Below are 18,903 nucleotides of genomic sequence, written 5' to 3' on the forward strand. Positions count from 1 at the left end.
CGCCGCGCGGCCGCGACATCTTCGCCGCCTGCGGCCAGCTCAAGAGCGCGACCGAGAAGCTCTCGGCGCGCGAGCGTATGGCGCTGCGCGCCATGGCGGTGACGCAGGGAGCCTCGGTCATTCCGGGGCGGCGCGCAGCGCCGAACCCGGAATCCAGCCCGATAATGTCGCGTGCCGTCGCTGGATTCCGGGTTCGCTGCTTCGCAGCGCCCCGGAATGACCAATCATCCAGATCTTTTCATCCAGGTCTTCGACGCGGCGCAAGCCCGCGATCGCGGCGCCGTTGACCGGCGGCCGGCCGCCCCTATGTTCTCCGGAACCAATGGACCCCGGTGCGCCGCGCCGGGCAGGGGAGACCAGCATGGCGCCGACCAGGGACGACGTACTCGCGAGCCTCGCACGGGTGAAGACCCCGAGCGGCCTGCCGCTCACCGAGTCGGGCACCCTGTCCGAGATCGTCGTCGGCGACGGCAAGGTGTTCTTCTCGCTCACGGTCGATGCCTCCACGGTGAAGGCCTGGGATCCGGTGCGAGCCGCCGCCGAGGCGGCCGTGAAGGCGATCCCCGGCGTGACGTCGGCCATGGTGGCCCTCACGGCGGAGCGCGCCGGCGGCGGTGCCGGCGGGGGCGCTGCGCGTCCGGCCGCGGCGCCGGCCGGTGGCGGTCACGCGCATGGTGGTCACGGGCACGGTCACGGCGGGGGCGGCGGCGCGCCGCAGCAGCCGGCCGTGCCGGGCGTGTCGTCGATCATCGCGGTCGCTTCCGGCAAGGGCGGCGTGGGCAAGTCGACCACCTCGGTCAATCTGGCGCTCGGCCTTCAGGCGATCGGCCTGCGCGTCGGGCTTCTCGACGCCGACATCTATGGCCCCTCGGTGCCGCGCCTGCTCGGGCTCTCCGGCAAGCCGCAGATGGGCCCCGGCAACAAGCTGATCCCGCTGAAGGGTTACGGGCTCGAGGTGATGTCGATCGGCTTCCTGGTCGAGGAAGAGACGCCGATGATCTGGCGCGGCCCGATGGTGATGTCGGCGCTGACACAGATGCTGCGCGAGGTCGACTGGGGCACGCTCGACGTGCTGGTCGTCGACATGCCGCCCGGCACCGGCGACGCCCAGCTCACCATGGCCCAGCAGGTGCCGCTCAAGGGCGCCGTGATCGTCTCGACCCCGCAGGACCTCGCGCTGATCGACGCGCGGCGCGGCATCGCCATGTTCCGCCGCGTCGACGTGCCGGTGCTCGGCATCGTCGAGAACATGAGCTACTTCCTCTGCCCGAAATGCGGCGAGCGCTCCGACATCTTCGGCCACGGTGGCGCCCGCGACGAGGCCGCCCGCCTCGGCGTGCCGTTTTTGGGCGAGGTGCCGCTCCACATGGCGATCCGCGAAAACTCCGACGCCGGCCGCCCCGTCGTCGCCACCGATGCCGACGGCCCGCACGCGGTGATCTACCGCGATATCGCGACGAAGGTCCGCGACCAGCTCGCCGGCGCGGGAGGGCGCAGCGCGCCGCGGATCGTCATCGAGGCTTGAGAGAGAGGCGCTTCCTGGTAGGTCCACGTTCTCGACTGACGGGTACGATCGGTGACCAAGGCCGTCTTCACCACGAAGGTCGAGCCGAGTTATGACGACCTCCCGGAGGATCGTTATCATTTTCCGCGAACTTACTTGAAGCAAGTCGAGGCGGCCGTCGGTGACTGGATCGTCTATTACGAGCCACGACGGACGTCCTCGGAACTCGCCAGCCGCGGGGGTCGCCAAGCTTATTTTGCGACGGCCCGTGTCACTCGGCTGGAGCGCGATCGGCAGCGAGACGATCACTTCTACGCATTCGTGTCCGATTATTTGGAGTTCGATCGGGCAGTGCCGTTCAGAGACGGTGAGTTCTACTACGAGCAGGGTCTTCGTCGGAGCGACGGTGCGACCAGCAAAGGCGCGTTCGGTCGAGCCGTGCGATCGATCTCGGACCTCGAGTACGACGCGATTCTGAAATCGGGCTTCGTGTGAACACTGGTGGAGATACAAGCCGACGAATCGAAGGATTCGACCCGCGAGATCGGCTTCGAAGAAGAGGAACGACCTTTCGAGCGACCTCTCGTCGAACGGGTGGTGGCACGGCCGTTCCGCGAGACCGCGTTCGCCACCTCTGTAAAGCTGGCCTACTCCGACACCTGTGCGATGACGGGCTTGCGGATCATCAATGGCGGAGGCCGGGCGGAAGTCCAGGCTGCTCACATCCGACCGGTAGCGTCTGGAGGGTCGGACTCCGTCCGCAACGGAATCGCGCTCTCGGGCACCGTTCACTGGATGTTCGATCGTGGGTTGGTCTCGATCGATGAGGACTTTACGATCTTGGTCGCGAAGGATCGGCTGCCGGTCAGTGTTGTTCGGCTTTTCCGTGAGGACCGGAAGCTGATGGTTCCGGGCAGGCCCGACATACGGCCTCATGCCGTCCATCTCCGTTACCACCGCGAGAACGTCTTCAAGGGTTGAGGGCAGCTGGGGTGCTGGGGGCCGCGCCATATGAAAGCCAGCCTTTAACAAGGGCATCTCGCATTCCCATGTTAAAGGCTGCCTTTAATATGACCGTCCGACCACTCCCTGCGAACCCCGCGGCAGGACGCTCGACGACGCACATCGCCGGCCTGTTCCCGGCCATTTTACCGCTCGGCGACGGCTACGGCTTGCCCCCCGCCGACTCCCGGTCTACTCCTGCCCCGACACAGCGAACGGGACGGTGACATGTCGAAGCAGGCGATGCGCGAGGAGACCGAGCGCCTGGTGCGGGAGGCGATCGAGCGTCGCGGCCTCACCATCAAGCAGGGCGACACCCGCATCGACGCGGTGTGCGGCAAGTGCGGTGCCGTCAACAAGGTGACGGCCCCCAAGGGCGAGCACCGGGTGCGCTACACCTGCAAGGACTGCGGCCACGCCCAGGCGACGCTTTGACCGGGTGCTGAAATCCGGTGCTCCGTCGTTCGGTGGCCGGCCGAAGGTCGGAGTCCGGAACCCATAATCCCTGTCTGTCGTGAACTACCGGCACCGGGCGTCTGGAGTCCGGGCTCGCCGCTGCGCGGCGCCCCGGAATGACGACGCCCTCTACTCCGCCCCTTCCTTCGACCCGAGCCCGTATTCCTGCAGCTTGTAGAGCAGCGCGCGGCGGCTGATGCCGAGCGCGATGGCGGTACGGGCGCGGTTGCCGCCGTTGTGGGCGAGGGCGGCGCGGATCACCCTGGTCTCGAACTCCCCGACCAGCTCGCGAAGGGGTCGGCCGATCTCGACGCCGTCGAGCTCGGCGACGCTCTCGACCCCGGCCGCGGCGAGCGGGCTGCGCTCGGCCCGCACGCTGTCGGGCAGGTCCTCGGGCAGGATCATGCTCGACGTGCTCATCACCACGGCGCGCTCGACCGCGTTGGCGAGCTCGCGCACGTTGCCGGGCCACGGATAGACGACCATGCAGTCCATCGCGGCCGGGTCGAAGCCGCGGATGACGACGTCGTTCTGCGCCGCGAAACGCTCGAGGTAATGCCCGGCGAGCAGCCGGATGTCCTCGGGCCGCTCGCGCAGCGGGATGGTCTTCAGCGTGACGACGTTGAGGCGGAAGAACAGGTCCTGCCGGAACGTGCCGGCCTTCACCATGCTCTCGAGGTCGCGGTTGGTGGCGGCGACGATGCGCACGTCGGTCTTCATCGGCGCGGCGCCGCCGACCCGCTCGAACTCGCGCTCCTGCAGGACGCGCAGCAGCTTCACCTGCAGGCCGGTCGAGATCTCGCCGATCTCGTCGAGGAACAGCGTGCCGTGCTCGGCCTGCTCGAAGCGGCCGCGCCGGCGACCGACCGCGCCCGTGAAGGCGCCCTTCTCGTGGCCGAAGAACTCGCTCTCCAGAAGGCCTTCGGGGATCGCGGCGCAGTTCACCTTGACGAACGGTCCGGTCGCGCGCGGCGAGCCGTAATGCACGGCGGCCGCGACCAGCTCCTTGCCGGTGCCGCTCTCGCCTTGGATCAGCACCGTGGCGTTGGAGCGGGCGACCTTGGCGACAGTCGCGCGCAGCTCCATCATGCGTGGATTGTCGGTGAGGATGCCTTCGGCGCCGTAGCGCTCCGACAGCTCGCGCCGCAGCGACACGATGTCGGCCCGCATCGCGCGGATCTCGACCGCGCGCCGCACCAGGACGCGGATCTCCTCGATGTCGAACGGCTTGATCACGTAGTCGAAGGCGCCGTCGCGCATCGCCTTCACGGCGGTGCCGACCTCGGCGAAGGCGGTCATCAGGATCACGGCGGCGCCGCGATCGACCGCGAGGATCGCCTTCATGGCGTCCAGCCCGTTCATCCGCGGCATGCGGATGTCCATCAGCACAACGTCGGCGTGGCGGCGGCGGAACGCCTCGGTCGCGTCCATCCCGTCGGCGGCCTCGGCGACCGCGCAGCCCTCCTTGGTCAGCACGGCGGCCAGCATGCGGCGGATCGCCTCGTCGTCGTCGACGATCAGGACGGCGGGGGCGGGGACGCTCATGACACGGGCTCGGGCTGCGGGTGTGGCTGGTCGCGGTGGACGATCGGCAGCCTGATCTCGACCACGGTGCCCTTGCCGGGCGCACTGTCGAACGTGATCACGCCGTCATGCGCGTCGACGATGCGGTGGACCATGGCGAGGCCCAGCCCGGTGCCGGACGGCTTGGTCGAGAAGAACGGATCGAACACCTTGTCGAGATTCTCGGGCGCGACGCCGACGCCGTCGTCCTTCACGACGATGGCGACGCGATCGTCCTCGGTCCGGGTCGACACCGTGACGGTGCCGCCGTCCGGGATCGCCTGGATGGCGTTGATGATCAGGTTCAGGAGCGCCTGCTTGAGCGCCTCGCCGTCCGCCTCGATGGTCGGGAAGCTGCCGTCGCAGTCGAGCGCGATGCAGGCTTCCGACTTGCCGCGCGCCAGGAACGCCATCTCCTTGATCAGCTGGGCGACGTCGACCTTGCCGATGCGCGGCGGCTGCGGCCGCCCGAACGCGAGCAGCTCGCCGACCAGATGGTTGAGGCTGTCGACCTGGCGGATGATCAGCGGGCCGTAGGCGCGCCATTCCTCCAGGCTCTCGCACTCGTCGAGATACTGGATGAAGCCGCGGATCGAGGTGAGCGGGTTCCTCACCTCGTGGGCGATGCCGGCGGTCAGCTCGCCGAGCGCCGCGAGGCGGTCGGCCCGCATCACCTGGATCATCAGGCGCTCGCGCTCGCTCACGTCCTTGAGCACCACGACGGCGCCGATGCGCTGGCCGTCGCGGTCGCGCAGCACGCTCGACGTCGCGTTGATGCGCAGCGTCTGGTCGGCGCGCGGCAGGTCGATGGTGACGGCGGTGTGCCCGCGGCCGGTCTCGAGCGTGTCGAGCAGCGCGCTGTCGATCGTCGCGTCGTCGGGAAACAGGCTCCTGTACGGCTTGCCGATCACGCTGCCGGCCTGCACGCCGTAGAGCTGCTCGGCCGCCGGGTTGACGGCGGTGACGCGGCCGTCGAGATCGACCGAGACGATCGCGTCGGCGACGCTGGCGAGAATATTCTCGTTGAGCGAGCGCGCGTCGTCGAGCGCCTTGGCCATGCCGTTGATCGCCTCGACGATCCCGCCGAGCTCGTCGCGCAGCGGCGGGATCGGGCGGCGCAGGTCGCGCTTCATCGCGGCGAGCCCGTGCACGATCACGCCGACCTCGCGCGACAGCCGACGCGACATCAGGCTGATGATGCCGAAGGCGACGACGAGCCCGATGGCGCTGGCGAAGATCACGGCGGCGTCGATGGCGCTCGCCTGCGCCTCGATGGCGGACGAGAACTCGTTCGACCAGATGTAGCCGATCGTCTCGTCGTTTCTCACGATCGGCAGCATGGCATTGAGGATCGGCCCGCGCACCAGCGTGCCCATCTCGGCGCGCGGCCGCCCCGTCTTCATCACGTCGCGACCCGGGTGATGCGCCGGGATCGACAGGCCGACCGTGTCGGCGTGGTCGCGGCTCGGACCGTAGGTGACGATGGCGTCCAGCCGGCGCGAGTAGTAACCGACGCCGACGCCGGGCGCCGCGTCGGCGACCCGGTCGGTGATGCCGGCGAGCTTCTTGTTGAGGTGATGGATCGCCGCCGCGCGGTCGTCCCAGCCGGTCGGCAGATCGACCAGCAGCGCGTCGTAGCCGCCGCGGCCGAGCTCGAAGTCGAGCACGCGGGCGAGCGCGAAGAGCTTGTCCTCCTTCTCGCTGCGCAGGGCCTGCCGGCCCTCGCGCTCGAGCGTCAGCCCGACGATCGCGATCGGCAGGGCGACGACGACGAGCGACGTGATCATCAGGCGGGCGCGCAGCGTCCGCACCGGAATCAGACGGCGGAGATCGAGAAGACGCAACGGAACGCCTCGGGGGTCGGCGCCGCGCGGCGCCGTGGTCGGTCGGGGCTTTATTGCGCCGCGGGCGCGCCGCGGCAAGTCGTGGTGTTTCGGATGCGGTTTTCGCGCGAGTTCGCGTCCGGGGCGGGCGCTCGCGGCGCAATGCGGAGAACTACGCAGCGCCGAAATCGGCACTGCGCAAGCTCTTGCGCAGCCGTGCACCGAACTGCGCGGTCGCGGGCCCGCGCTGCTGCGCCGCAGCAATCGCGGAAGTGCCGGTGAAACGGGCACAACTCGACATGGCACGGGCCTTGCGGAACGGATCGTGTGTTCGCATCCGGCGCCCGTCGACGCGCTCGCGCGGCGGTGGTCCGCCGGTCCGGTTGGAAGTCCAAGGAAAGGGATTCGTCATGTCCAAGGTCACCGCCCTCGAGGAGGCGGTCGCGAAAATTCCTGACGGCGCGACGCTGATGATCGGCGGCTTCATGGGAGTGGGATCGCCGCACCGCTTGATCGACGAGCTGGTGCGCCAGGGCCGCAAGGATCTCACCATCATCGCCAACGACACGGCGCGCCCCGGCGTCGACATCGGCAAGCTGATTCGGGCCGGCGCCGTGAAGCGCCTCGTCGCCTCGCATATCGGTCTCAACCCCGAGACCCAGAAGCAGATGATCGACGGCCAGATCGAGGTCGAGCTGGTGCCGCAGGGCACGCTGGCCGAGCGCATCCGGGCCGGCGGCGCCGGGCTCGGCGGCGTCCTCACCGCGACGGGCGTCGGCACCACGGTCGCCGAGGGCAAGCAGACCATCGAGGTGAAGGGCAAGACCTTCCTGGTCGAGGAGCCGCTGCGCGCCGACTTCGCGCTGATCAGCGCCTGGCGGGCCGACTACTACGGCAATCTCTCCTACGAGCTGACCGCGCGCAACTTCAATCCGGTCATGGCGCTCGCCGCCGACACCGTGATCGCCGAGGCCGGCGAGATCGTGCCGGTCGGCCTGATCCCGCCCGATCAGGTCGAGACCGTCAGCGTCATCGTCGATCACCTCGTCGCCCGGAGCCACTGACATGGACGAGAAGACCATCATCGCCAAGCGCGTCGCCCAGGAGCTGAAGAACGGCAACCTGGTCAATCTCGGCATCGGCCTGCCGACGCTGGTGACCAAGTATCTGCCCGACGGCGTCCAGGTGTTCTTCCAATCGGAGAACGGCGTCATCGGCATGCAGCCGCTGCCCGAGCCGGGCGTCGCCGCCGACGCACTCACCGACGCCGGCGGCACCCCGACCAGCATCATCCCGGGCGCCGGGGCGTTCGACAGCGTCACCTCGTTCTGCCTGATCCGCGGCGGCCATCTCGACGTGACCGTGCTGGGCGGCCTGCAGGTCGACGAGGCCGGCCAGCTCGCCAACTGGATGGTGCCCGGCAAGATGGTGCCCGGCATGGGCGGCGCCATGGACCTCGTCTCCGGCGCCAAGCGCGTCATCGTCGCGATGACCCACACGGCCAAGGGCGCGCCCAAGATCCTGAAGAAGTGCGACCTGCCGCTCACCTCGGTGCGCCGGGTCGACCTGATCGTCACCGAGCTCGCCGTGATCCAGCCGACCGACGAGGGCCTGGTGCTGCTCGAGGTCGCCGACGGCGTGACCGTGGAGGAGGTCGTCGCCGCCACCGAGGCCCGGCTGATCGTGCCGGCCACGGTTCCCACCATGCAACTCGCTGCCTGACCGACCCCCATCCTGAAATCGATTGGGAGACGAACATGACAATGCAAGCGACCGGCGGCATGGCGCCCGCCGCACCGAGCGGCGAGAAGCAGGGCCTGTTCGCCCGCATCGCCCTCGGCTTCACCGGCTGGGCCGAGAAGTGGTTCCCGGATTCCTTCATCTTCGCCGCGGTGGCGCTGGTGATCGTGGCGGCCGCCGCGATGGCCAACGGCGCCAGCCCGATGACGGTCTCCAAGCAGTTCGGCATCGGCTTCTGGAGCATCATCCCGTTCACGATGCAGATGGCCTTCGTCGCCATCACGGGCTACGTCGTCGCCAGCTCGCCGCCGGCGGCACGGCTGATCGAGAAGCTCGCGGCGGTTCCGACCACGGGTCGCGGCGCCGTCGGCTTCGTCGCGCTGATCTCGATCCTCGCCTCGATGCTGAACTGGGGCCTCAGCCTCGTGTTCGGCAGCCTGCTGGTGAAGGCGCTGGCCGGCCGCAAGGAGCTGCGGATGGACTACCGGGCCGCCGCGGCGGCCGCCTATCTCGGCCTCGGCGCCACCTGGGCGCTCGGCCTGTCCTCCTCGGCCGCGCAGCTGCACGCCAATCCGACGTCGCTGCCGCCGGCGCTGTTCAAGATGGTGGGCGTCATCCCGTTCACCGAGACGATCTTCCTGTGGCAGTCGATCGCGATGTTCGTGGTGCTGCTGATCATCTCGGTGGCGATCGCCTGGGCCTCGGCGCCGATCGGCAGCAAGGCCGTGACGGCGCAGGACATGAAGATCGACGTCGATCTCAAGACTGCGGCGCTGCCGCCGCGCGAGCGGCCCGGCGAGTGGCTCGAATACAGCCCGCTGATCACCGTCATCATCATCGCGCTGACGCTCGGCTGGATGCTCGACGAGTTCACCTCGAAGTCGTGGATCACGGCGATCTCCGGCCTCAACACCTACAACCTCGTCTTCCTGATGCTCGGCTTCGCCCTCCATTGGCGGCCGCGGGCGTTCCTCAACGCGGTGGCCAAGGCCGTGCCGACCACCACGGGCGTGCTGATCCAGTTCCCGATCTACGGCTCGATCACCGCCATCATGGTGTCGGCCAAGGGCTTCGGCGGCCTCTCGCTGTCGGACCAGATCGCGCACTTCTTCGTCGCGATCTCCAACCACGACACGTTCCCGGTGGTGATGGGTCTCTACTCGGCCATCCTCGGCCTGTTCATCCCGTCGGGCGGCGGCAAGTGGCTGCTCGAGGCGCCCTACGTGATGCAGGCGGCCATCGAGCTGAAGGTCCATCTCGGCTGGACCGTCAACGTCTACAACGCCGCCGAGGCGTTGCCGAACCTCATCAACCCGTTCTGGATGCTGCCGCTGCTCGGCATCCTCTCGCTCAAGGCGCGTGACATCGTCGGCTACACGTTCCTGCAGCTCGTCCTGCACATGCCGGTCGTGCTGTTCATGCTGTGGTTCTTCGCCCTCACGCTGGAGTATCGTCCGCCCTTCTTCCCATGACGTGACGACGTTCCGTCGCCGACGCCCGGGCGGAGAACGCCCGGGCGTCTTCTTGGAAAGACGACCCTCGCGAAGACCACCGAGATGGCCACCTCCAACGGCCACCGGACAACGAAGAAGACCACAAGGAATGACTGCCATGACTGACGTCGTGATCGTGTCCGCCACCCGGACCCCGATCGGATCGTTCAACGGCACCTTGAGCCCGCTCTCCGCCGCCGAGCTGGGCCAGATCGTCATCGCGGACGCGCTGCAACGTGCCTCGGTCGCCCCCGGCGAGGTCGACGAGGTGGTGTTCGGCCAGGTGCTCACCGCCGGCCAGGGCCAGAACCCGGCCCGCCAGGCCGCCGTCAAGGCGGGCATCCCGGCCGAGAAGACCGCGCTGACCATCAACCAGGTGTGCGGCTCGGGCCTGCGCACCGTCGCGCTCGCCGCCCAGGCGATCGCCCTCGGCGACGCCGCGATCATGATCGCGGGCGGCCAGGAGAGCATGACGCGCTCGCTGCACGCGACCTATCTGCGCGCCGGCATCAAGATGGGCCCGGCCGAGGTGCTCGACACGATGATCCGCGATGGCCTGTGGGACGCCTTCAACGGCTACCACATGGGCAACACGGCCGAGAACGTCGCGGCCAAGTGGTCGATCACGCGCGAGGAGCAGGACGCCTTCGCGGCCGCCTCGCAGAACAAGGCCGAGGCCGCCCAGAAGGCCGGCCGGTTCAAGGACGAGATCGTGCCGGTGACGATCAAGTCCAAGAAGGGCGACATCGTGATGTCGGCGGACGAGTATCCGCGCGCCGGCGCCACCGTGGAAGGCCTCGGCAAGCTGTCGCCGGCCTTCGTCAAGGGCGGCACCGTGACGGCCGGCAACGCCTCGGGCATCAACGACGGCGCCGCCGCGCTGGTGCTGATGAGCGCCAAGGACGCCGCCGCCCGCGGCCTGACGCCGCTCGGCCGCGTCGCCTCCTGGGCGACCGCCGGCTGCGATCCCGCCGTCATGGGCATCGGCCCGGTGCCGGCGAGCCGCAAGGCCCTCGCCAAGGCCGGCTGGTCGGTCGCCGATCTCGACCTCGTCGAGGCCAACGAGGCGTTCGCGGCGCAGGCCTGCGCGGTCGGGCGCGAGCTCGGCTTCGATTCGGCGAAGCTCAACGTCAACGGCGGCGCCATCGCCCTCGGCCATCCGATCGGCGCCTCCGGAGCCCGCATCCTGGTGACGCTGCTGCACGAGATGGGCCGCCGCGGCGCCAAGAAGGGCCTCGCGACGCTGTGCATCGGTGGCGGCATGGGCGTCGCCATGTGCATCGAGCGCTGACCGGACGGCTGCGCACTCCGGGAGCACATCGTCGCTCCCGGGGCTCTGCGCGGCGGGCGACGCGGCCCGGGCGAGCTGCCGCCCGGGCCGCTTCTTTCATTACGGAGCGGGGAGGGGAGAGCCCGCGACCGTCGCGGGCGGCCGACGGTGTGGTCGCCGACCCGGCGGGCCGCCCCCGCGGGCGCGCCTCGCGGGGACCGAGATGCGGTGTCGCTCCGGCTTGCGCCCCGCCGCCCGTGTGCTAGAGCGGAAACAATCGTTTCGCGGCGAGCCCTTCGCGCCGCCGATTGTTTCGCCTCACGGTCCAGAGAGGAAACCCCAGGATGAAGAGACGTCAGTTCCTCGGCGCGCTCGCGGCCGGCTCCGCCAGCGCCGCCGCCGGCACGATCGCGTCGCCGGCCGTCGCCCAGTCGATGCCCGAGATCAAGTGGCGCATGACCTCGAGCTTCCCGAAGTCGCTCGACACGCTCTACGGGGCGGGCGAGCTGTTCGTGAAGCAGGTCGCCGAGATGACGGACGGCAAGTTCCAGATCCAGCATTTCGCGGCGGGCGAGATCGTCCCCGGCCTGCAGGCGCTCGACGCGACGTCCGGCGGCACGGTCGAGATGTGCCACTCGGTGTCCTATTATTACGTCGGCAAGGACCCGACCTTCGCGATCGCGGCGGCGGTGCCGTTCGGGCTCAACGCCCGCCAGCAGGCGGCCTGGCTGTTCCAGAACGGCGGCAACGAGAAGTTCAACGAGTTCTACAAGAAGTACAACATCTACGGCTTCCCGATCGGCAACACGGGCGCCCAGATGGGCGGCTTCTTCCGCAAGGAGATCAAGACCGCGGCCGACCTGCAGGGCCTGAAGATGCGGATCGGCGGCATCGCCGGGCAGGTGCTGCAGAAGGTCGGCGTGGTGCCGCAGCAGCTCGCCGGCCCGGACGTCTATCCGGCGCTGGAGAAGGGCACCATCGACGCCGCCGAGTGGGTCGGCCCCTATGACGACGAGAAGCTCGGCCTCGCCAAGGTGGCGCCCTACTATTACTACCCGGGCTTCTGGGAAGGCGGCCCGATGGTCCACGGCTATGTCAATCTCGACAAGTGGAACCAGCTGCCGAAGACCTATCAGGCGATCCTGCAGAACGCCGGCCACGCCGCGACCAACTACATGATCACCCGCTACGACGCCCTCAACCCGCAGGGGCTGCGCAAGATCCTGGCGTCCGGCGGTCAGCTGCGCCCGTTCTCCAACGACATCCTCGACGCCTGCTTCAAGGCGACCAACGAGCTGTGGGCCGAGATCGGCGCCAAGAACGAGACGTTCAAGACCATGATGGCCGACATGCAGGCCTTCCGGAACGACGAGTACTTCTGGTGGCAGGTCGCCGAGTACAATTACGACACCTACATGATCCGCAGCCGCACCCGCGGGTGAAGGCGCAGTCGCGCCGGATCACGTCGTGACGACGAAGCCCCGGAGCGCCGCTCCGGGGCTTTTTTCATTCTGCTCGGATCGTCCGCGGAATGCCGGTGCCCTCTCCCCGCGTGCGGGGAGAGGTGAAGACGAGGATGCTCTGCCCTATCTCAGGTCGAGCGCCGGGGGCGTCTCGGGCGGGGCGATCTGGATCTCGATGGTCTTGGGGTCGACGGCCGGAGCCGAGCCCTTGTAGTGCATCACGAGCTGCGGGAACAGGATCACCATGGCGACGCCGATCAGCTGGATGATCACGAACGGCACGGCGCCCCAGTAGATCTGACCCGTGGTGATCGGTGCCGTCTCCAGTCCGGTGACGCGGTCCTTGTAGGGGAACTTCGGCGCCACCGAGCGCAGGAAGAACAGGGCGAAGCCGAACGGCGGGTGCATGAACGACGTCTGCATGTTGACGGCGAGGATGACGCCGAACCAGACGAGGTCGATGCCGAGCTTGTCGGCCACCGGGGCGAGCAGCGGGATGATGATGAAGGCGAGCTCGAAATAGTCGAGAAAGAACGCCAGCACGAAGACGAGCAGGTTGACGAAGATCAGGAAGCCGACCTCGCCGCCGGGCAGCGAGGTGAGCAGATGCTCGACCCACAGATGGCCGTTGACACCGTAGAAGGTGAGCGAGAACACCCGGGCGCCGATCAGGATGAAGATCGCGAAGGCGGAGAGCTTGGCGGTGGCGTGAACGGCCTGGCGCACCAGCCCGAAATCGAGCCGGCGTTTGATCAGCGCCAGGACCACGGCGCCGACCGCGCCCATGGCGCCGCCCTCGGTCGGGGTGGCGACGCCGATGAAGATGGTGCCGAGCACCAGGAAGATCAGCGCCAGCGGCGGCACCATGACGAAGACGACCTGGCGGGCGATCTTCGACAGCACGCGTAGCCCGAACAGCCTGGCGACGACCGTGTCGAGGATCGCGATCGCGAACGCGAACAGCATCGCGAAGAACATCGTCAGCACGACGAAGTCGGCACCGCTGGTCTTGCTGCCGCGCATCACCGCATAGCCGAAGGCGGCGCTGGCCAGCGTCAGGAGCGACAGCGAGGTCATGCCGCGCCGGCCGTTCTCCTCGCGGAAGCCGATCGCCTCGGGCGGCAGGCCGGGCGCCGCCTTCGGGAAGATCGTCGACACGACGAAGATGTAGAGGGCGTACATGCCGGCCAGCATCATCCCGGGCAGGAAGGCGCCCTCGTACATGTCGCCGACCGAGCGGCCGAGCTGGTCGGCCATGATGATCAGGACGAGCGAGGGCGGGATGATCTGGGCGAGCGTGCCGGAGGCCGCGATGACGCCCGAGGCGACGCGGCGGTCGTAGCCGTAGCGCAGCATGATGGGGAGCGAGATCAGCCCCATCGAGATCACCGAGGCGGCGACCACGCCGGTCGTCGCCGCGAGCAGGGCGCCGACGAACACGACGGCGTAGCCGAGCCCGCCGCGGATGCGGCCGAACAGCTGTCCGATGGTGTCGAGCAGATCCTCGGCCATGCCGGAGCGCTCGAGGATCAGCCCCATGAAGGTGAAGAACGGGACGGCGAGCAGCGTCTCGTTGCTCATCACGCCGAGCACGCGCTCCGGCATCGCCTGGAGGAAGTTCGGGCCGAACAGGCCCAGCTCGATGCCGATCAGCCCGAACAGGAGGCCGTTGGCGGCGAGCGAGAAGGCGACCGGATAGCCGAGCAGCAGGAAGATGACGAGGGCCCCGAACATGATCGGGGCCATGTTGTCGATCAGGAAAGCGGTCATGGTGCGGGTCCGGACGTCAGCGTTTGGCGCGGCCGGACTTCTCGGCCATGTCCTCGGCGTCCGCCCCGAAGGAGGACAGGTGGCCGCCCGGTCCGCCATGCGGGTCCGGGATGCGGCCGACGATCACGGCGATCCGCTTGATCAGCTCGGAGAGGCCCTGGACGAACAGCGCCGTGAAGCCGGCGAACACCAGGAACTTGGCCGGCCATTGCGGCAGGCCGCCGGCGTTGGAGGACTGCTCGCCGATGCCGATGAGCTGCGTCCACCACGTGATCAGGCCGCGCAGCCAGGCGTCGGGCGGCCCGGCGAACGCCGCCGGAAAGGCGGCGAGCGCGGCGCCCACCTGGTCCCAGCTCGGCGCCGACTTCACGAAGAACGGCCAGCTCGTCACCATCATGACGACGCACAGCGGCAGCAGGAAGAGGGCGTGGCCGATCAGCTCGATGGCGTTGCGCACGCCGCGCGAGAACCGGGTGTTCACGATGTCGATGCGGATGTGCTCGTTGTCGAGCAGCGTCCATGGCGCGCACATCAGGAAGACGGCGCCGAACAGCACCCATTGCAGCTCGAGCCAGGCGTTCGCCGAGATGCCGAACACCTTGCGCACCACCGCATTGACGGCCGAGACCAGGATGGCGGCGAGGATCAGCCAGCTCAGGGCGCGCCCGAGGCGCGCATTGACGGCATCGATCAGGCGGCTGAGGCCGAGAAGAGCGGTCACGGGATCACCTGCGCGACGGGATCGCAGCGTCGCGAGGCGGCGCGCTCCACGGGTCATCGGTCCGGCGCGGATGCGTCCAGACGGCGGCCTTTCGCATAGGGCGGATCAAACCGCAGCGTCAACCCCGCCGTTCCGGCAGCCGCCATGCTGCGCTGCGGGAGGGGGAGCGTCGTCCGAGCAATTGTGGCCCGCTCGTCCCCGCGAAGGCGGGAACCCAGGGGCGCCACGACACGACGCCCCTGGATGCCCGCCTTCGCGGGCATGAGCGGAGCAAGGGGGCGCCGAAGTCCTACCCCCCCGTCACGCTCATGTGGCGGGCGACGGCGGGGCGCCGGGTGGTGCGGTCGATGACGAAGTCGTGGCCTTTGGGCTTGCGGCGGATCGCCTCGTCGAGCGCCGCGTGCAGCTGCGCGTCGTCGGGCGAGGCGCGCAGCACGGCGCGCAGATCCGCGGCGTCCTCCTGGCCGAGGCACATGTACAAGGTGCCGGTGCAGGTGAGGCGGACCCGGTTGCAGGATTCGCAGAAATTGTGGGTCAGCGGCGTGATGAAGCCGAGCCGGCCGCCGGTCTCGGCGACCCGCACGTAGCGGGCCGGGCCGCCGGTGCGGTAGTCGGTTTCTGTCAGCGTGAAGCGCTCCGCGAGCCGCGCCCGCACGGCGGACAGCGGCAGGTACTGGTCGAGCCGGTCCTCGCCGATCTCGCCGAGCGGCATCACCTCGATGATCGTGAGGTCCATGCCCGCGCCATGCGCCCACACCATCAGGTCGGCGAGCGTGTGCTCGTTGACGCCCTTCAGCGCCACGGCGTTGATCTTCACCTTCAGGCCGGCGCGCTGCGCCGCCGCGATACCGGCCTTCACCTGGCCGAGATCGCCCCAGCGGGTGATGTCGCGGAAGGTCTTCGGGTCGAGCGTGTCGAGCGACACGTTGATGCGGCGCACCCCGCAGGCGGCGAGCTCGGCCGCGTATTTCTCGAGCTGCGAGCCGTTGGTGGTGACGGTCAGCTCGTCGAGCGCGCCGGTCGCGAGATGGCGCGACAGCGCCCGGAACAGCGTCATGATCCCGCGCCGCACGAGCGGCTCGCCGCCCGTGATGCGCAGCTTGCGGGTGCCGCGCGCCACGAAGGCCGAGCACAGCCGGTCGAGCTCCTCCAGGCTGAGCAGGTCCGCCCGCGGCAGGAACGTCATGTGCTCCGACATGCAGTAGACACAGCGCAGATCGCAGCGGTCCGTCACCGAGACGCGCAGATACGTGATGGCGCGGCCGAACGGGTCGACCAGCGCCGGCGGCCCGGCCGGAGCCTCGGCCGGAACCGGCGACGCAGGGGGCTCGGCCAAGGTCGACGCTGTCTCGAACGCCATCGCGGGGGTCTCCTCGGCGGCTCGGGGCGGGGCACGGACCGACGGCGGCGCCGGCGTTCCGGTCACGGTCGCGATCTCGAAGCTTTCTATATAATGGAGACCGGACCCCGCGGCGAGACGCCCGCCTGCGACACTGGCCCGCGCGCGCTGCCCGTAGGCGTCGGCGCCCGCGTCGGGTACCGCTGGCGGACGCGCCGTTCGAACGAGAGGGGAGCACCACCATGAGCACCACGCCCGCCGACCAGAAGCCGTGGCCGACCGAGCTGCGTCTGCGCAAGGATCGCCGCGCCCTCGAGGTGACGTTCGAGACTGGCGAGCGCTTCGTGCTGCCGGCCGAGATTCTTCGCGTGCGCAGCCCGAGCGCCGAGGTGCAGGGGCATTCGCCGGCCGAGCGGAAGCTGGTCGCCGGCAAGCGGGCCGTCGAGATCCTGGAGGTCCAGCCGACCGGCAACTACGCGGTGCGCCTCGTCTTCGACGACATGCACGACACCGGCATCTTCAGCTGGGACTACCTCCTCGACTGCGGCCGCAACCTCGCGACCTGGGAGGCCGATTACGCCGCCGAGATCGCCGCCGCCGGCCTGTCGCGCGATCCGCCGGCGCGGCGGGGGTAGGACGCCTTTCCCTCTCCCCTTTCGAGGGCTTTGTACATCTCGGTCATTCCGGGGCGGCGCGCCGCGCCGCACCCGGAATCCAGCCCAGAATGTCGAGTTCGCCGCTGGATTCCGGGTTCGCGCCGGAGCCTGCGCCCGGACGGCGCGACGCGCCGATCCGGGTGGCGCGCCCCGGAATGACGGAAGTCTCGGCTTACCGCAGCACCACCACCTTGGCGCCGACGCGGACGCGGTCGTAGAGGTCGATGACGTCCTCGTTGGTCATCCGGAAGCAGCCCGACGACACCGCCTGGCCGATCGTCTCCGGCTCGTTGGAGCCGTGGATGCGGTAGAGCGACGAGCCGAGATACATGGCGCGGGCGCCGAGCGGGTTGTCGATGCCGCCCTTCATCATCGCCGGCAGGCCGGGCTGGCGGCGGCGCATCTGGGCGGGCGGCGTCCAGGTCGGCCACTCCTTCTTTGCCGAGACCGCGGTGACGCCGGCCCAACGGAAGCCGTCGCGGCCGACGCCGATGCCGTAGCGGATCGCCTGGCCGGGTCCGGTGACCAGGTAGAGCCGGCGCTCCGAGGTGTTCACCACGATGGTGCCGGGCGCGTAGGAGGCGTCGAACCTCACGCTCGAACGCCCGATCGACGAGGCGCCGCCCGAATAGCGGGTGGTGTAGCGGCCGTAGGAGTAGCGCTCCTCGGGGTCGAGATTCTCGGCCCGGGCCACCGTGACGGCGGGCAGCAGGGTGACGAGAGAGAGGGCGACGAGGAGGACTCGGCGCATCGTGGCGCTCCTTCCATGGCGTTACGGAATCGACGGCGTTACGGATGGACGTGGATCGGCCCGACGCACGACAGCGGCCGCCGGCCCCGCATTCGGGGCCGGTTCGGTCGAGAATACGGCAACGACAGGCGACGGCGTGCACGAGGCGCGTCGCCAGCGTGTGTTTTTCCCCGCTTGTGGCGGCGCCGCAACAGGTTTGGACGAAGTTCGCCAGGGTCGTCGCTGGCGGCTGTAAAATGTCACCGTCGACTCGCGCCGGCGGGTGCAAGGTTATGACCACGTTAATGAAATCATCCCACTGTCGGTTCGAGACCGGCGGGGCGAGGCGTTTTGCGCCGCGTCCGGCCGCAGTGTACCTTGACGTTATGGGGGACGACTCCCGGCGCCGCTCTGCGGAGCCGGGCAGCGGAATGGGGCAGTGACTTGCAGAACACGGTTGTGCGCTTCGGCGCGGCCTGCGTGACCGTTCTCGCGCTCGCCGGCACGGCGGGGGCCGCGGATGTCGGGACGGGCTACCCGGCCAAGGCGACCGCCGTCTCGGCGAAGCCGGAATGGGTCGCCACGCTCGGCCTGGAGGGCCGCGTCGAGACAGAGTTCGTCGGCGGCGACACCTACACGGTGCGGGCCGCCCCCATCGTCGGGTTCCGCCGGGCCGGGACGCCGGAGAAGTTCCGGGCACCGCGCGACGGTGCCGGCATCGCGCTGTTCGAGACCCAGCAGCTCAAGATCGGCCCGAACCTGAAGGTCCGCGCCCAGCGCAAGGAATCGGATTCGAGCGCGCTCTACGGCCTCGGCGACGTCGACTGGGCCGTCGAGGTCGGAGCCTTCATCGAGTATTGGTGGGCGCCGTGGCTGCGCACCCGCGGCGAACTGCGCCAGGGCTTCGGCGGCCACCAGGGCCAGGTTGCCGACCTCACCGCCGACTTCGTCGTGCCGGTGACGCCGGCCCTGACCCTGTCGGGCGGACCGCGCGTCTCCTTCGCCACCGGCAAGGCGCTCGAGCCTTACTTCGGGATCGACTACTGGCAGTCGTTCTGGTCGGGCCTGCCGACCTACGACGCCAAGGGCGGCCTCTACTCGGTCGGCGCCGGCGCCCAGGCGCGCTACTTCTGGACCCCCGAGCTCGCCACCCATGTGTATGTCGAGTACCAGCGCCTGATGGACAGCGCGGCCGATTCGCCGCTCGTCACGCAGCGCGGCTCGCCCGACCAGGTGACCTTCGGCTTCGGCTTCACCCGCGCGTTCACGTTCCAGCAGTTCTGGTGAGTCGCGGCGCGCGCCGGCCCGGTCGTTCGCGCTGGAGCACGATCGTACCCGAAAACCGACGGCCATTTATCGGGGCCGTGCTCCGC

19 protein-coding genes are annotated in these 18,903 nt (G+C 69.2%); 11 read left to right on the forward strand and 8 right to left on the reverse strand.

Features of this window, described 5'->3' with window-relative positions:
- Positions 1 to 117: 117 nt before the first annotated feature.
- Positions 118 to 363: a hypothetical protein gene (locus ABTU92_RS26490; RefSeq protein ID WP_408094621.1), complete on the reverse strand. Its 246-nt coding sequence runs from the start codon at positions 361 to 363 to the stop codon at positions 118 to 120.
- On the opposite strand from ABTU92_RS26490, the gene ABTU92_RS26495 reads away from it, so the two are divergent.
- The 4 genes from ABTU92_RS26495 to ABTU92_RS26510 all read left to right on the forward strand — a co-directional run bounded on the left by ABTU92_RS26495 (position 362) and on the right by ABTU92_RS26510 (position 2,941).
- Positions 362 to 1,525, forward strand: coding sequence for a P-loop NTPase (locus ABTU92_RS26495; RefSeq protein WP_408094590.1), 1,164 nt, complete (start codon positions 362 to 364; stop codon positions 1,523 to 1,525). The genes ABTU92_RS26490 and ABTU92_RS26495 overlap by 2 nt on opposite strands.
- A gap of 51 nt (positions 1,526 to 1,576) precedes the next feature.
- Positions 1,577 to 1,999 (forward strand): hypothetical protein, encoded by a 423-nt coding sequence (locus ABTU92_RS26500; protein WP_408094591.1) that lies wholly within the window; start codon positions 1,577 to 1,579, stop codon positions 1,997 to 1,999.
- Between the two features lie 6 nt (positions 2,000 to 2,005).
- Entirely contained in the window at positions 2,006 to 2,485 is a 480-nt protein-coding gene (locus tag ABTU92_RS26505) for an HNH endonuclease (RefSeq protein ID WP_408094592.1), read from the forward strand.
- 249 nt (positions 2,486 to 2,734) lie between these two features.
- On the forward strand, positions 2,735 to 2,941 hold the full coding sequence (locus tag ABTU92_RS26510; RefSeq protein ID WP_408094593.1) for a hypothetical protein: 207 nt from the start codon (positions 2,735 to 2,737) through the stop codon (positions 2,939 to 2,941).
- A gap of 150 nt (positions 2,942 to 3,091) precedes the next feature.
- Here the strand turns inward: ABTU92_RS26510 and atoC are convergent, their stop codons facing one another.
- From atoC to ABTU92_RS26525, 3 genes are all read right to left on the reverse strand, one after another.
- Entirely contained in the window at positions 3,092 to 4,507 is a 1,416-nt protein-coding gene (atoC, locus tag ABTU92_RS26515) for an acetoacetate metabolism transcriptional regulator AtoC (RefSeq protein WP_408094594.1), read from the reverse strand.
- Positions 4,504 to 6,369 carry a two-component system sensor histidine kinase AtoS gene (atoS, locus tag ABTU92_RS26520; RefSeq protein WP_408094595.1) on the reverse strand — a complete coding sequence of 622 codons (1,866 nt, stop codon included), beginning with the start codon at positions 6,367 to 6,369 and terminating at the stop codon, positions 4,504 to 4,506. Before atoS ends, atoC begins: the two co-directional genes overlap by 4 nt.
- 151 nt (positions 6,370 to 6,520) lie before the next feature.
- The gene (locus ABTU92_RS26525; RefSeq protein ID WP_408094596.1) at positions 6,521 to 6,760 is read right to left on the reverse strand and encodes a hypothetical protein; all 240 of its coding nucleotides are present in this window, start codon (positions 6,758 to 6,760) and stop codon (positions 6,521 to 6,523) included.
- Here ABTU92_RS26525 and ABTU92_RS26530 point away from each other — a divergent pair.
- From ABTU92_RS26530 to ABTU92_RS26550, 5 genes are all read left to right on the forward strand, one after another.
- Positions 6,759 to 7,412, forward strand: a complete 654-nt coding sequence (locus ABTU92_RS26530; RefSeq protein WP_111357878.1) for a CoA transferase subunit A — start codon at positions 6,759 to 6,761, stop codon at positions 7,410 to 7,412. The genes ABTU92_RS26525 and ABTU92_RS26530 overlap by 2 nt on opposite strands.
- Before the next feature lies 1 nt (position 7,413).
- Complete coding sequence (locus ABTU92_RS26535; RefSeq protein ID WP_408094597.1) at positions 7,414 to 8,070, forward strand: 3-oxoacid CoA-transferase subunit B; 657 nt, start codon at positions 7,414 to 7,416, stop codon at positions 8,068 to 8,070.
- Between the two features lie 35 nt (positions 8,071 to 8,105).
- Positions 8,106 to 9,560 (forward strand): short-chain fatty acid transporter, encoded by a 1,455-nt coding sequence (locus tag ABTU92_RS26540; RefSeq protein WP_408094598.1) that lies wholly within the window; start codon positions 8,106 to 8,108, stop codon positions 9,558 to 9,560.
- A 130-nt stretch (positions 9,561 to 9,690) separates the two neighbouring features.
- Complete coding sequence (locus ABTU92_RS26545) at positions 9,691 to 10,872, forward strand: acetyl-CoA C-acetyltransferase (protein ID WP_408094599.1); 1,182 nt, start codon at positions 9,691 to 9,693, stop codon at positions 10,870 to 10,872.
- Positions 10,873 to 11,195: 323 nt separating this feature from the next.
- Positions 11,196 to 12,293, forward strand: a complete 1,098-nt coding sequence (locus tag ABTU92_RS26550) for a TRAP transporter substrate-binding protein (protein WP_408094600.1) — start codon at positions 11,196 to 11,198, stop codon at positions 12,291 to 12,293.
- A gap of 144 nt (positions 12,294 to 12,437) precedes the next feature.
- Here the strand turns inward: ABTU92_RS26550 and ABTU92_RS26555 are convergent, their stop codons facing one another.
- From ABTU92_RS26555 to moaA, 3 genes are all read right to left on the reverse strand, one after another.
- Positions 12,438 to 14,084, reverse strand: a complete 1,647-nt coding sequence (locus tag ABTU92_RS26555) for a TRAP transporter large permease subunit (RefSeq protein ID WP_408094601.1) — start codon at positions 14,082 to 14,084, stop codon at positions 12,438 to 12,440.
- A 16-nt stretch (positions 14,085 to 14,100) separates the two neighbouring features.
- Positions 14,101 to 14,805 carry a TRAP transporter small permease subunit gene (locus ABTU92_RS26560; RefSeq protein ID WP_408094602.1) on the reverse strand — a complete coding sequence of 235 codons (705 nt, stop codon included), beginning with the start codon at positions 14,803 to 14,805 and terminating at the stop codon, positions 14,101 to 14,103.
- A gap of 289 nt (positions 14,806 to 15,094) precedes the next feature.
- Positions 15,095 to 16,165 (reverse strand): GTP 3',8-cyclase MoaA, encoded by a 1,071-nt coding sequence (moaA, locus tag ABTU92_RS26565; protein WP_408094603.1) that lies wholly within the window; start codon positions 16,163 to 16,165, stop codon positions 15,095 to 15,097.
- Positions 16,166 to 16,386: 221 nt separating this feature from the next.
- Here moaA and ABTU92_RS26570 point away from each other — a divergent pair, with 221 nt between their 5' ends.
- Entirely contained in the window at positions 16,387 to 16,779 is a 393-nt protein-coding gene (locus ABTU92_RS26570; RefSeq protein WP_408094604.1) for a gamma-butyrobetaine hydroxylase-like domain-containing protein, read from the forward strand.
- 193 nt (positions 16,780 to 16,972) lie between these two features.
- Here the strand turns inward: ABTU92_RS26570 and ABTU92_RS26575 are convergent, their stop codons facing one another.
- A complete protein-coding gene (locus tag ABTU92_RS26575; protein ID WP_408094605.1) occupies positions 16,973 to 17,551 on the reverse strand; it encodes a L,D-transpeptidase in 579 nt (192 codons plus the stop codon).
- A gap of 423 nt (positions 17,552 to 17,974) precedes the next feature.
- On the opposite strand from ABTU92_RS26575, the gene ABTU92_RS26580 reads away from it, so the two are divergent.
- The gene (locus tag ABTU92_RS26580) at positions 17,975 to 18,817 is read left to right on the forward strand and encodes a MipA/OmpV family protein (protein ID WP_408094606.1); all 843 of its coding nucleotides are present in this window, start codon (positions 17,975 to 17,977) and stop codon (positions 18,815 to 18,817) included.
- Positions 18,818 to 18,903: the final 86 nt, after the last annotated feature.

This window comes from Rhodoplanes sp. SY1, assembly GCF_046000175.1.
GTDB lineage: Bacteria > Pseudomonadota > Alphaproteobacteria > Rhizobiales > Xanthobacteraceae > Rhodoplanes.

Bases quoted from the DNA above. Each gene is read 5' to 3' on its own strand.
- ABTU92_RS26570 (WP_408094604.1), top strand. From the start codon at position 16,387: ATGAGCACCACGCCCGCCGACCAGAAGCCGTGGCCGACCGAGCTGCGT.
- ABTU92_RS26545 (WP_408094599.1), top strand. From the start codon at position 9,691: ATGACTGCCATGACTGACGTCGTGATCGTGTCCGCCACCCGGACCCCG.
- ABTU92_RS26535 (WP_408094597.1), top strand. From the start codon at position 7,414: ATGGACGAGAAGACCATCATCGCCAAGCGCGTCGCCCAGGAGCTGAAG.
- ABTU92_RS26540 (WP_408094598.1), top strand. From the start codon at position 8,106: ATGACAATGCAAGCGACCGGCGGCATGGCGCCCGCCGCACCGAGCGGC.
- atoC (WP_408094594.1), bottom strand. From the start codon at position 4,507: ATGAGCGTCCCCGCCCCCGCCGTCCTGATCGTCGACGACGACGAGGCG.
- moaA (WP_408094603.1), bottom strand. From the start codon at position 16,165: ATGGCGTTCGAGACAGCGTCGACCTTGGCCGAGCCCCCTGCGTCGCCG.
- ABTU92_RS26575 (WP_408094605.1), bottom strand. From the start codon at position 17,551: ATGCGCCGAGTCCTCCTCGTCGCCCTCTCTCTCGTCACCCTGCTGCCC.
- ABTU92_RS26530 (WP_111357878.1), top strand. From the start codon at position 6,759: ATGTCCAAGGTCACCGCCCTCGAGGAGGCGGTCGCGAAAATTCCTGAC.
- ABTU92_RS26555 (WP_408094601.1), bottom strand. From the start codon at position 14,084: ATGACCGCTTTCCTGATCGACAACATGGCCCCGATCATGTTCGGGGCC.
- ABTU92_RS26490 (WP_408094621.1), bottom strand. From the start codon at position 363: ATGCTGGTCTCCCCTGCCCGGCGCGGCGCACCGGGGTCCATTGGTTCC.
- ABTU92_RS26510 (WP_408094593.1), top strand. From the start codon at position 2,735: ATGTCGAAGCAGGCGATGCGCGAGGAGACCGAGCGCCTGGTGCGGGAG.
- ABTU92_RS26495 (WP_408094590.1), top strand. From the start codon at position 362: ATGGCGCCGACCAGGGACGACGTACTCGCGAGCCTCGCACGGGTGAAG.
- ABTU92_RS26550 (WP_408094600.1), top strand. From the start codon at position 11,196: ATGAAGAGACGTCAGTTCCTCGGCGCGCTCGCGGCCGGCTCCGCCAGC.
- ABTU92_RS26525 (WP_408094596.1), bottom strand. From the start codon at position 6,760: ATGACGAATCCCTTTCCTTGGACTTCCAACCGGACCGGCGGACCACCG.